This window comes from Streptomyces sp. NPDC058620, from assembly GCF_042717135.1.
Lineage (GTDB): Bacteria > Actinomycetota > Actinomycetes > Streptomycetales > Streptomycetaceae > Streptomyces.
Genome location: NZ_JBHXQO010000055.1, coordinates 1 through 11,885, shown reverse-complemented (window position 1 = coordinate 11,885; position 11,885 = coordinate 1). Strand labels below are relative to the sequence as shown.

10 protein-coding genes and 3 pseudogenes are annotated in these 11,885 nt (G+C 68.2%); 8 read left to right on the top strand and 5 right to left on the bottom strand.

Annotated features, from left to right (window positions below; genetic code table 11):
• Positions 1-377: 377 nt before the first annotated feature.
• From ACFWSK_RS31290 to ACFWSK_RS31265, 6 genes and pseudogenes are all read left to right on the top strand, one after another.
• On the top strand, positions 378-1,544 hold the full coding sequence (locus ACFWSK_RS31290; protein WP_383793527.1) for a DNA gyrase subunit B: 1,167 nt from the start codon (positions 378-380) through the stop codon (positions 1,542-1,544).
• Positions 1,545-1,770: 226 nt separating this feature from the next.
• Positions 1,771-1,974 (top strand): annotated as a pseudogene (locus ACFWSK_RS31285) (transposase); the annotation flags it as partial.
• Between the two features lie 709 nt (positions 1,975-2,683).
• Positions 2,684-2,986, top strand: coding sequence for a hypothetical protein (locus tag ACFWSK_RS31280; RefSeq protein WP_383793524.1), 303 nt, complete (start codon positions 2,684-2,686; stop codon positions 2,984-2,986).
• Between the two features lie 242 nt (positions 2,987-3,228).
• A pseudogene (locus ACFWSK_RS31275) lies at positions 3,229-3,642 on the top strand (ATP-binding protein); the annotation flags it as partial.
• A gap of 49 nt (positions 3,643-3,691) precedes the next feature.
• On the top strand, positions 3,692-4,015 hold the full coding sequence (locus ACFWSK_RS31270) for a hypothetical protein (protein WP_383793521.1): 324 nt from the start codon (positions 3,692-3,694) through the stop codon (positions 4,013-4,015).
• A gap of 13 nt (positions 4,016-4,028) precedes the next feature.
• The gene (locus tag ACFWSK_RS31265; protein WP_383793518.1) at positions 4,029-4,541 is read left to right on the top strand and encodes a hypothetical protein; all 513 of its coding nucleotides are present in this window, start codon (positions 4,029-4,031) and stop codon (positions 4,539-4,541) included.
• Here the strand turns inward: ACFWSK_RS31265 and ACFWSK_RS31260 are convergent.
• Positions 4,495-4,689, bottom strand: a pseudogene (locus tag ACFWSK_RS31260) (ATP-binding protein); the annotation flags it as partial. The gene ACFWSK_RS31265 and the pseudogene ACFWSK_RS31260 sit on opposite strands and share 47 nt — an antisense overlap.
• Before the next feature lie 115 nt (positions 4,690-4,804).
• Positions 4,805-4,951, bottom strand: a complete 147-nt coding sequence (locus ACFWSK_RS31255) for a hypothetical protein (RefSeq protein ID WP_383793516.1) — start codon at positions 4,949-4,951, stop codon at positions 4,805-4,807.
• A 1,029-nt stretch (positions 4,952-5,980) separates the two neighbouring features.
• On the opposite strand from ACFWSK_RS31255, the gene ACFWSK_RS31250 reads away from it, so the two are divergent.
• Positions 5,981-6,238 carry a hypothetical protein gene (locus ACFWSK_RS31250; protein ID WP_383793513.1) on the top strand — a complete coding sequence of 86 codons (258 nt, stop codon included), beginning with the start codon at positions 5,981-5,983 and terminating at the stop codon, positions 6,236-6,238.
• A 524-nt stretch (positions 6,239-6,762) separates the two neighbouring features.
• Here the strand turns inward: ACFWSK_RS31250 and ACFWSK_RS31245 are convergent.
• The 3 genes from ACFWSK_RS31245 to ACFWSK_RS31235 all read right to left on the bottom strand — a co-directional run bounded on the left by ACFWSK_RS31245 (position 6,763) and on the right by ACFWSK_RS31235 (position 10,892).
• Positions 6,763-7,791: a hypothetical protein gene (locus ACFWSK_RS31245; RefSeq protein WP_383793509.1), complete on the bottom strand. Its 1,029-nt coding sequence runs from the start codon at positions 7,789-7,791 to the stop codon at positions 6,763-6,765.
• Positions 7,788-8,087: a hypothetical protein gene (locus ACFWSK_RS31240; RefSeq protein WP_383793506.1), complete on the bottom strand. Its 300-nt coding sequence runs from the start codon at positions 8,085-8,087 to the stop codon at positions 7,788-7,790. The genes ACFWSK_RS31245 and ACFWSK_RS31240 overlap by 4 nt, the downstream gene beginning before the upstream one ends.
• A 1,284-nt stretch (positions 8,088-9,371) precedes the next feature.
• A complete protein-coding gene (locus tag ACFWSK_RS31235; protein WP_383793586.1) occupies positions 9,372-10,892 on the bottom strand; it encodes an ISL3 family transposase in 1,521 nt (506 codons plus the stop codon).
• 421 nt (positions 10,893-11,313) lie between these two features.
• Between ACFWSK_RS31235 and ACFWSK_RS31230 the strand changes: the two genes are divergently transcribed.
• Positions 11,314-11,885 (top strand): CoA transferase (locus tag ACFWSK_RS31230; protein ID WP_383793583.1); only part of this gene is annotated, 572 nt, incomplete at its 3' end.

The window sequence follows — 11,885 nt, the reverse complement described above, 5'->3', positions numbered from 1 at the left end:
TGACGCGCATGACGCTCCAGACCCGTCCTCAGTCGGTGTCGATTCTCGTGGCACTGGCCACGGGTTGGATTCGCCTACGAAGCTGCTTCGTAGGCGAATTGTCAACAGGATCACCCGTGTCCGCCTGGAGCTTCGCGTGCTGTCTACCCGTCGTCGATGGAATTGGAAGCCTCAGGGGTGCCCGGAGTGAGGGCGTACGCGGCCTCGCCGGGGCCGCGGCCATGTTCCGGGCGTGGTCTACGGCACCCTGGGCCAACTACTTCCCGGCACGCTCTCACCCACCCGCCCACAGCTTCGCCGGAATGCCTCTGGCCTGGTGTTCTCATGGATCCTGCATAGGCTGCGGAGATCTGCCGAACACCATGGGAGGGGTCTTCGTGAGTGGGAAGAGAATGGGCTACGACGCTGTCAGGATCGAGGCGCTGGAGGGGCGGGAAGCCGTTCGGAAACGGCCCGGTATGTGGGTTGGCTCGACGAGCGAACGCGGGCTGCACGAGTTGGTGCTTCAGGTCGTGGGCTGGTCCGTGAACCGTGTCTTGGCCGGCTGCGAAGGCGGCTCCGTCGATGTCACGCTGACCCACGACGGCGGCGTGCGGGTCGCCGACAATGGGACTGGGGGTCCCTTCGCGGCCGACGGGGACACCGGCGGCCGCGGTCTCGAAGCCCTGCTGACCGGTATGTCCGCCGCCGAGCGCGGTGGTCGGCACATCGCGCACGTGAGCCATGGCGGCCATGCGGGGCTCTTCGTAGCCAACGCCCTGTCGAGCAGACTGACGGCCGAGGTGCAGCGCGGGGGGACCTGCCGGGTCCAGAAGTACGCGCGAGGTGTCGCGGCCGCCCAGCCAGCCGCCACGGGGCCGATGGCCGGAAGCAAGACGATCATTGCCTTCTGGCCCGACACCGAGGTCTTCGAAACGACGTGGTGCTCGTTCGCCGTGTTGGCGGAGCGCTTCCGGCAGGTGGCCTTCCTCAACCGGGGCCTGGGGATCTCGCTGACCGACGAACGCCCGGCGGGCGGGGCACGGGCGGTGAGCTTCCGGTTTCCGGACGGCGTGCGGGACTTCGTGGCCGCCCTCGACGCGGAAACGGGGGCCGCCCTTCATCCGGACGTCATCGGCTTCGAGCACGACGATCCGCGGATGGCGGGGACGGTGGAGGTGGCCCTGCTGTGGAGCGGCTCCCGCCGGGAGCGAATACGCAGCTTCGCCAACAGCCGGGCCACTCGCCAGGGCGGCACGCACGTGGACGGCTTCCGAGACGGAGTGGCGGCGGCGGTCACCGCGTACGCGCGTGAACGAGGGCTGCTGACGGGGGACAACGCTCCCTGGGCCGACCGGATCAACGATGGCCTTACGGCAGTCGTGTCGGTGAAACTCGAACACCCCGAATACCTCGGCGCCACGCACGAGCTGCTGGGCAACACCGACGTACGCGGCTGTGTCGGGGAGGCTGTCCGCGAACACCTCGGCAGCTGGCTCAAGGAGCAGCCGAAGCACGCCACACAGGTCGTCGACCGAATCCTCCGGAACACTCACCAGGACTGAACAGCCCGCAGAGCCATGCGAAGCGGCGCGGACGCCCGGCGGGGGCGTCGGCAGGGCACTGCTGACCGGGCCCTCGCACTTCTCGGGGATCAGGGTTATGGACCGGGAGTCGCCAGGGGCGATGACGATCCTGTTCCGCTACAGCGCTAAGTGACTAACTGATCGTTTCACAATGAGTTCAGCAGCGGGTCTTGTGCTCGACGATCTTGGTCGGCAGGTGTCTGGGGTGCGTGCTGATCTTGTTCCTGACGATCTGTGGGACCGGGTGGCCCTGCTGCCACCACCCGCTCCCGAACGGCGCCGTCGCCACCCCGGGCGGCTACGTGTTCCCGACCGGGTGGCTCTCGCGGGCATCCTGTACGCGCTGCGCACCGGTGTCGCGTGGCGCGATGTCCCTGCGGAGACCGTGGGCTGCTCCGGGGTGACCTGTCGGACTGCAAGGTCTGTGAGCGAGCAGCTGTGGGACCAAACCGGATCCCGGTCCGGGTTCGCCTGGTCAAGGGAGGACGCCACAGCACCAGCACACTCGGGGGCCAGGCCTCACGTTCGCAGCAACGCGGAAACTGCCCCGAATCTGGCCACTCCCGCTACCCTGCGGGCCACCTACGCTGCTCAGTGGGGCCAACTAGAGCACTCAGGGGCCAAGTAAAACGCTCAGGCACAGAGAGGTGTGACTTAGCGCCGTAGGTGGCCAGTTTGGCCAACTACATGCACCGCGCAGCGGTACCTGTTCGCGCTGCGGAATGCCGGGGCAGCGGCCGCTGGGGGCCGGCGAAGGCCAATGCAGTTGCGTTAACGACCATGCCGCTGAGGTCGAGGAATGAGAAGTCATCTCAACTGGCCCGCCCACTGTGCTGGCGGCCGCTACGGCGATGATGGAGCGGATAGTGCCGGGCAAGCCGTAGTCGAGCGGGCGGCACCTGCTGCTCCGGCGCAGGCTCAAGGAGATTCTCGATCGTGCAGGGGAGAACATGAATCGAAGACTCGGCGGCCTTGTGGGGGCACTAACTCTGGTCGCTGTTTCGACCACGACAGGGTGCTTCGCCCGATACTCACCCTGCCCAGGGGAGGGCCAGCGGCCGGACGAGCTGGCCAGTCAGGATCTGGTCGGCACCTATCAAGATGCAGCAGACCGTTCCGTGACCCTCAAGGGTGATGGAACGTTCACGACGACGGGGTGGCCGACGGACCTTAAGGGTGCAGAGGGCCCACCAGAGCAGAGAGAGGGCAACGGGACGTGGGAGCTGACCAGCACTGACAGCGTCGATTACCCCATCTCGCTGACGTTCCACACAATCAGCGGCTACTGGAACAGTTCGGAGGAGGGGGGCTATTACGGCACGGGGCTGCATGTCGACGGAAGTCGGCGAGTCCCTCGCCTCTATGAGTACCGGGGCGACCCAGACGTCTGCGACCTCAACAGGTTCAAGCAACTGAGCTGAGGCGCCTACGGACGTCCGGCAAGCAGAAGGCAGCGGTGCAAGGCTTACGTTCCCTTGATGGCTGGTCTTCCGGCCCGGCGGGTGCTCATCGGCTTCGAGGTCTGGTTGTGCGCCCAGCGGCCGGGTTGCACGGTGCCGCGTCGAGCGCGAGTCCTCAGCACGGGTCAGCGGTTCGGCTTCTTGATCGCGCGTGGGCAGTCCCGGCTGCGCCGAGCCGGGAGGAGGCGTGCACGTGCCTCCCGCCCGGCCTCGGCGAAGGAGCGGGCGAACGCGAGCAGATGTCCTACCTCGGCTTCCTCGCCGAACTTCTCCTTGCCGAGTGCGACGACCGGGGCCGCCGCCGCTCCGAACGCCGCATCAAGGCCGCCGGATTCCCCCGCGACAAGTCCCTGCGAAAGTTCGACTTCGACGCCAACCCCAACATCGACGTGGCCATGATCCACACCCTCGCCAAGTGCGAATGGATCAAGAAGAGCCTGCCGCTCTGTTTGATCGGCGACTCCGGCACCGGCAAGTCCCACCTGCTGATCGCCCTCGGCACCGAAGCCGCCATGGCCGGCTACTGGGTCAAGTACGTGCTGGCAACTAAGCTGGTCAACGAGCTCGTCGAGGCCGCCGACGAGAAGCAGCTGACCAAGACCATCGCCCGCTACGGCCATCGATCCGACCGACCGCACCGTCCGCCTGGGCAGGCGCCCGCATCCGGTGCCGCTGGACCCGGCCAGCTGGTCGGTTCTGCAACGATGCCTGGCCCACCGCGAGAACCAGCACACCGACAACTCTCACATCGTGGTCACCCGGATCACCAAGACCGGGCGGGCTCCGGCGTCGACTGCCTATATCAGCCACGTCCTGGACCCCTGCGGCATCCCACCCAGGACCCTGCGATGCACCCGGCTCTCCGACCTGGTGAACGTCCTCGACCCCAAACTCGTCGCCGCAGCCCTCGGCATGGAACCCGAAGGCGTCATGATCTATCTCGCCGACCACGTCGACCGGACACGGCTCCCCGACGTCCCGACAGCCTGACGGAGAAAAGCCCATGAGCACCCCACCATCCGACGACGAGCTCTGGCAGGCATGCGTCGAGGCCAAGCGGGAAATGCACCGCCGCCAAGCCGACTTCTACCAAAAGGCCCACGACAGGCCCGGGATCCTCAAAGCCGCTCTGACCGCAGGAGCAGGACCATGGCAGCAGGGCACCGCCCTCGACTTCCTCGCGGCACTCCCAGATGACGTCCCGGCACTCCTCGGCAACCTTGTCGGCCTCTCCCTGTCCCACGGGTGGGCTCTGGCCGCCCGGCAAGCCATCGACCGCATCCCGCACGACGAGCTGGTACCGCTGCTCGAACCACTCATCTTGGAGCAACTCGACTCGGCCGACGATGACGAGTACCGGCGCTTCGCCGAGCTCCTCGCCCGTATCGAAGCCTGGGAGCTACTCGGCCAGCTCGTAGGCCGGGCGCTGGACACCGATGACCCCGACACACACGAAGTAGCCGAAGACTTCACGCAGTCGTACGGCCCGATGTGGCTCCCCAAGCCCAACCCGTGAAGTTTCGGTGCCGCGTCGCACAGGTTCGCCGGAACATGTGCGCTTTGCCAAAGGACTCGTTGGAGGCGATGGCGACACTGTTCTTCTCCTCGCGTTCGGTCAGAACTTGGAAGAGGAGTTCGGCGCCGCGGCGGTCGAGTTCCATGTGTTGGGTCGGGGACGGGACACCGTGCACCGTTTCCGGTGTCGGTTTTCCCATCCCCGCCCGCCGAACCGGACGTGCCCGTTGGCCGAGTATCCGGCTCTCCACGTAATCCGATGTGTCAGGCGAGGTATTCGCTGACCTGGCCGACGAAGGCCACATCGTCGTGGTTCGTCCGGCGGAAACGTGCTCCGTCGGGATCGACCTCGTCGATGTTGTATGGCGTGCTGATCTGCGCTCCGCGGAACTGGTAGCGCTGGACCTTCATCTTCGCCGGGTTGTAAAGGACGATCCCGCCCTCGGTAATGCGGTCGGCCCCGTAATAGCGACGCCGCAGCTGCTTCCAGGTCAGGTGGGGATGCTTGTAGCGAATCCAGAGAAGAGCGTTACGCCGCCGGCGCCGACCACGCCCTCTCCGCCCACGTCCTGGCCGTCTACCACGCAGCCACCGGCCCCCTCACCGCCGCACGCGCCTGGTGCGCCTACTCCAGATACCTCGGCTACACCGCCGACCAGCACCTGCCCGAACCCCTGCGTCTGTCCGCAGCCCCCTCGATCTGGCAACCGAGACACGCCGCTCCGGTCGACCAGGACCTGGTCAAGTACTTCGTAGCCGGCAACCACCTGCCCGAAGCACTCGCCCGCTAGCAACGAGGACCAGGAGCGGCGCCCCTCACGCCACGGAGAACGCCGCTCCTGCCTCTTCTCCTCGCCACCCCGTTCCACCCGACTACTGGCGCCCGCTTCTCGGACCGGCGAGAAGCGCGCACGTACCCTTCTCGCTCCGGAGCTCCCCCGACTGCGGGTCTGTGCCCGTGCGAGTACCGCCGCACCAACCCTGCCCGGTACGCCTGCCACGTACGGCCGCTCCTCGATGACGGCCGCGGCGTCGCCGCAGCGCAGCAATGGAGCAGCGCTTGCGGGGCGGCTGTGTACGGGATGAGCCGCTAAACGGCGCCAAGTCCGCATGGACACGCAGGCGTGCCGCGCATAGCCCGGAGATCCCGTGAAACGAAGCAGCCTGCGATCTGAGCCCTTTTGAATGATCCGGGCCTGATCGGCCCGGGCAGGCCTGTTCGGCGCGGAGAACGCCACACAGCGCTTTTTGTCTTCCGGTGGCCATGCACCTTTCTCCTGGCCGCAGCGGACTTGCGGGGCTAACCCCTCGGTGCTCGATGGTGCTGCCCAACGCGAGATTCCGCGGTGCTCCTGCCCGGACACCGCCTCGCCCACCACGAGGAGTGGGACCGCTCCCGGCCCCCATCTCCCTACCGAACCGCATCCAAGGGGAACCCTGATGACTACTACTCCGCAGAACCCGCAGCCGCCCGCCGGTACGACTGCCCAAGCCCGCGAGCCCGCGGCTGACCGGCAGTCATGGGTGGTGCCGGTGGTGGTGATTGCCGTGATGGTCGTGCTGATGGCGTGCGCGTTCGGAGCGTTCCTCGTTCACGCCTATCCCGTGCTCAAGGAGCCGATCGGCACGGCACTCGGCATTGCGACGTTCGCCGGCTTGGTGGTGAGCACCACGGTGATTCTGATCAGGCGACACTGATCAGAGCGCCTATGCTCCTGCGGTCGCCGGGTGCTGACGGGCGTGACGCCCGGGGGCATCTCACCGCACCGGTCCGGGTGGACCGCACGATGCGGTGTGGTCCGGCTCACCGTCCGGAGGTGCAGAGGACTGGGACATCCCCGGAGGACGGCGTGTTCATCTGGGTGTGGAGGGGATAGTGGCCCCGGGCCTCACCTGTAGCCCATGGGGAAGATCGTTCGGCTGAAGCCCCATGGAGCCCTCCGCCGAGAGGCGACCGCCCTCCGTACCCACATCACCATCGGCCCCGGCTGGCCTCCCCCGACCGGCCGGGGCCTCCCGCGCCCGCGCACCACGCGCCGACCAGGCCACCCCTGATGCTGCGGCGACCGGTGCGCCGCACCGCCCGCAGAGTTCGGCGCGTGCTTGAGGCCCTGGGCGCCACGGTCTGGGGGCGCGGCCTGGCGGCGGGTTGGGCGGGGCAGCAAAGCATGGCTCGCTACCCCTGGACGGATTCCCAGCCCCGGCCCGGGTAGGCACTGTCCCTACACAGGGTTGAGCTGCCCGCTGTGGGATGAGGGCGGGCCGATGCCGTTGAGGTGAGCGATGGTCTCCACCGCGCGTGCCAGGCTCTGGGTGAGGGCGGCGTGCCGCACGAGCGGGTCGGATGAGCGCAGCAGGGTCGCCAACGCGTTGACGACGGCCATGGCCGACCTCTCCAGTTGCGGCTTCATGGTGTCGTGGGCGGGGCCCATGGCCTTCCCGAGCGCCATGGCCGACTTCTCCATCTTGGGCTTCAAGTCCTCGACGAAGGAGGCCAAGGCCTTCATGGTCGCCATCGTCGACTGTTCCATCTCGGGCGTCCAATTGACGAGGGCGGAGGAAGGCGTACGGCCGCGGTGGGCGGGGGCGCCCGGTGCGGTGCGGGTCTGGAATCGGTCCCGCACTGCCGTGCGGCCGGCGGTGGCGCGCTCCCACGCGTCCTTCCAGCGCGACATGTGGCGGGCGGGGATACCGCAGCCGCGCAGGAAGGCCTCGCACTGCTTCCAAGTGGTGGGCAGGCCTTCGCGCCGGGCGGTGCGCCAGGCCGTGGTCAGCGGCAGAAGCACAGGTCCGGGAACTCCGGCGATGGCGGCGCGCTCCTGGAGGACGCGCAGGACGGGGGCGCCTGCGCCTTCATAGGCGGCTGCGAGGGCTGCGGCCAGGTCGGCCCGGGTGCGGATGCTGTGCACTTCGGGTGCCCGCAGGCGGCCGAGGCGGCCGAGGCGGCCGCGGTCCTCGGCGCGTGCGGCTCGCCAGAGCCCCAGGGCCTCCTGATCGCCCCCGACGCCGCAGGCGCGGACGTAGGCGGTGACGGCCCGCTCGCCCGGCACGCGCTTGAGGTCCACCGCGCGCTTGAGCGTGGTCGCGGAGACGGCCCCGATGCCTTCAGCGCCGCCCGTGATGGGGGAGTTGACGGCCAGCTGGGCGAAACTGCGGCCGCTGCGCTCCTTGAGGGTGATCAGGTGGCTGACGAGGCGGCGGTGGTGGCGGCCGGGGGCCGGGGTGCTGTCCCGGTCGAGGGTCGGATTCACGGCATGCCCCTCTCCCGGGCGCCGTGCTCGGTGTCGGCGGCCGCGCGGGCCGCAGCGCCGGCCAGTGCGGACAGCAGGGCCCTGCCCCCTCCGGCGGCCGCGGTGGTGGCGGCGCCGATCACTCCGCAGCCCGCGAGCAGGCCGAGCACGTCGCCCACGGGCATGCCGTGCGTGGTCAGGGCGGCGCCCAGGATGGGGAAGACGACGATCCCGCACACCTGCGCGGGGCCCGGCGGACGGGCGGTGGGACGGTCCGGGCCGGATGGGGCAACGGCCCGGGGTCGGTACGGGGACACGATGGCGGGAACCTCCGGATGGGATGCGCGACCGCCGTCCCCGCACACGGGGGATCCGGCAGCCCGCAGGCTGAATCTGCTACTGGCCGCAAAACCGGTCATACGAACGGCAGTTGATGGCTGCCGCCCTCCGGTGCCGAAGAGGATGGCATGCCCAAGCGCATCCCCGCGCGTCCGAAGAATCGCGAAAGTCGGATATGTCGCTTTGTTGGTCCGCAGGCGTTCCAGGTGCGCCACCAGATTGCGGAGCCCTGTGTGGCCCGCTGCGGCCACATGACCGGGATCTTTCGTGCATTGCTCCACGCTGGTCGGTCCGCTGGTGTTTCTATCTGGCTTGCCGTACGGCCCCGTCACAAACATGCTGCCTCCCAGCTCGGTCGCCCGACGCCGCGGCGGGACCCCCAAGTCATTGGGGGTCCCGCCGCAGCATCGGCCCCGGGCGCCCCGGACCGCTACTGGCCGCAAACCGATGTGATCAGGGGACTTTCCGCCCCGGCGTGGTGATGCGCGCCCGGCGATCGGGAAGGGGCCGGCCCCGTCGCGGGGCCGGCCCCTTCACCGCGTCTCACCTATGGCGAAGACCCTTCTCCGGCTCCAGTTCGAACTGGAGCCAAGGAGGCTGTCAGATCCCGCTTCGTGGCTGTGGGTGCGGCGCCCGTTCCTGCGGAAGCAGACCCCGCGGCGTTCGTACGGATCTTGTGCTTGTCGACACCCGCCTCCGGCCGCGTCGGCGGACTCGAATGCCCGGTGCGTGGCCAGGTGAACCCGCATCACAGCGTCGGCTTCTAATGCCGTGCGAGAAGGCTGGGTGAAGAAGGCCTGCAGCAGAAGTTGCCTGCCGTCCGGTTCCCTCAGTTCCCAGCCGCCGGAGCGGTGGATCTCATATCCGACGAGTCTCAGCCGGCGGTCCTCGGCGACTATCTCCGCATTGGCCTTATCGACGTCTCACGGGTTCTGGCACACATTCCGTGAGAGTGGTGGACGAGTTTCTTCTGATCGGCAGACTGGAGAGATGCGGATAGAGAGCGTGGCCAGGATCTATGCGGTCCGGCTCGGCGTGACGGTCGGTGCAGTCGTCGCCGCTCCGGTTCTGTTGGTGGCTGGGACTCCGCTGCTGCGCCGAGTGTTGCGTCGCTACTACCGCGAGGACGGTCCGAGGTTTGTGAGCAAAGAGGATGGTTGGGTGAGTCCGGGGTATTTCGTCGTCACCAACGTGGTTGTTCGAGCCCTCTGCCGGCCGTCGGAGTACGTACTCCGACGGCTTCGTCCTACCTGAGCAGGCCATCACCGGGCGGCGGTGAGAAGTACCCGTTTGCGGAGCAGGGGGAGTTTGGCGCGGCCGAACATCTGGCGCTTGACCATCTTGATGTGGTTGACCCGGCCTTCGACGGGACCCGAGTTCCAGTGGCTCGTCAGGCCCTGGACGACGGCGTCCCAGTCCTTCTCCAGGCCGGTGGCGAAAGAGTGGAGGCCGGGAAGTTCCTCGGCTCGCGTGCTGACGACCCAGTCCTTCAGGTGTTGGCCGGTGCGGGTTGTGAGGATGGCAGCGAAGCTGCGGACGAGACGGTGAGCCGCCGCGAGCTCCGGGCAACGGGTAAGGATTTCGGCCAGCTGTTTTCCCTCGCTTTCCGAGAGTCGGTCGGGGTGACGCATGATCCACCCGGTGACTTGTCGGAGTCCTGGTGGCGGGGGCCCGACGACGCGGATCCGGCGTCGGCGTCGTGGCCGCAGATAGTGGCTAATGATCTGGTAGCTGCCGCTGTAGCCGAGGCCCTGGAGCTCGGAGTGGAGCTGGATCGCGTTGGTGAAGCCTTCTGCCCAGCGTTTGTCCAGGTGGGACTTGTAGGGGTCGAGCTGGCTGGGTCGTGATTGCCGCCGGCCGCCGAGTAACTCCTCGGCGGTTGCCGCGCGGGCGCATCGGCGGACCGTGTTCCCGCCTATGTGTAACTCGCGGGCGATCTCCCGGATGCCATGGCCCTGGTGGAGGAGGGCGTGGACGATGGCGTGACGTTCACGGATGCGGGCTTCGATCGGCGACATCTCCGTTGCCAGCGGCGGTTCAATTTCCGGCGGGTCACCCGGGCCGGAGCCGGGTGACGGCAGGCATCCGGTGTGCCGGCGCACGCATTGTTCCACTGCGGTGCCGAGGTTCTGCCACAGGTGGAAGCGGTCGGCGACCTGGACTGCCTGTGGGGCCCCGATGCGGGCGCCTTCGGCGTAGGAGCCGACGCGATCCCGGCAGATCACCTCGATCCCGGGATGCTCACGCAGCCATGTGGCCAGCGTCTCCGCGTCCCGTCCCGGCAGCAGGGCGAGCGGTTTGCGGCTCTCGCAGTCGATGAGCACGGTCCCGTAGTGCTGCCCGCGCCGGGTGGCGAAGTCATCGACTCCGAGCACCTTGGGCACTTCCCAGAAGGGATCTGGAAGCGCCATCAGCAGCCGCAGCAGCGTTGTCCGGCTGACCGCATTGTGCAGTGTTACGGCCAGCCGGGCCCCGGCCCGGCCGGCGAGCGTGACGGCCACGGCCTCCAGGACCCGGCGTGCAGCAGGCGTCCGTCTCCCGTACCGGAACGTCAGCCCCGCGACCTGTTCGACGAACGTACGCCGTCCGCACCGGGAGTTGTCGCAGTACAACCGCCGCACCGTCAGCCTGATCCGTACCGGCTGATCACCGACCGGAGTATCGGCTAGGCGACGCTCGTAGCAGCTGTGCACACGAGCCGACGGACACTCACAGTCCGGGCACGAAGCAGTGCCATCGAGGGGCCTCGCCACGATGCGCACCACGCCGCCCTCCGTGAACACCCGCTCCACCAAAACCGCACTGAAGTGCGGAAACAGCACCGCTATGAAGTCATCACACCGCACCACGGTCCCAGATGACGGCACGTCACCGTGGTGAAACCTCACTGATCGTCCTCACGGAATGTGTGCCAGAACCCAGTAGTGACGTCGCTTGTCGATGAGTTTGGGTTCTGGATCAATTTCTGTGGTCGATTACGTTGCGTGATCCTTCAGGGGGCCAGCCAAGATGCCCGCCAGCAGCGTCATCCTGGTGGTGTCGCACAATGAGCGGATGACGTATACCGAGGATGCGGCCACCGCACACGCCTGGGCGGCCCTGGGGGGCCGGAGCCAACTGGTTCAGAGCGTGTCCTTCGAGGGGGCGGGTGCTGTCCTGCCGTCGCGTCTGCCGGTGAGGGAACTGGCGCGGGCCAGCGTCGGAGTGGCCTCGCTGGCAGCGGCGGAACTGCTGGCGCTGCGCAACCGCGTGCCGGTGCCCGCAGTGCGGGTGAACGAGGCGGCGGTGGCCACCGCGTTCGTCAGCGAACGCCACCTGCGAATCGCCGGCCGGGCCCCGATGTCTTTCGCCCCGCTGTCCGGGTTCTGGCAGGCGGCCGACGGCTGGGTTCGCACCCACGCCAACTACCCGCACCACCGAGCCCGGCTGCTCAGCGCCCTGGATATCGCGGACACAGGAGGGGACCAGGTGCTGGTGGGTGTGCTCTCGAAGGAGCTGGCATCGCGACCGGCCGGGGAGGTCCAGGAGACCGTCTACGCGGCGGGCGGCCTTGCCGTGGCCGTGGCTTCCGCGCCCGCTGCGGCCGGACCCGCCCTGGTCGAGACGCGGCACGTGGGTCAGAGCAGCCCTCGACTGCTGGCGCCCGCATCCGTACCGGCCCAGGACGTGCGGGTCCTGGACCTAACCCGCGTCCTCGCCGGCCCCGTCGCCACACGCACACTGGCGCTGCTGGGCGCCGACGTGCTGCGCGTGGACGCCCCCCAACTCCCCGAGGA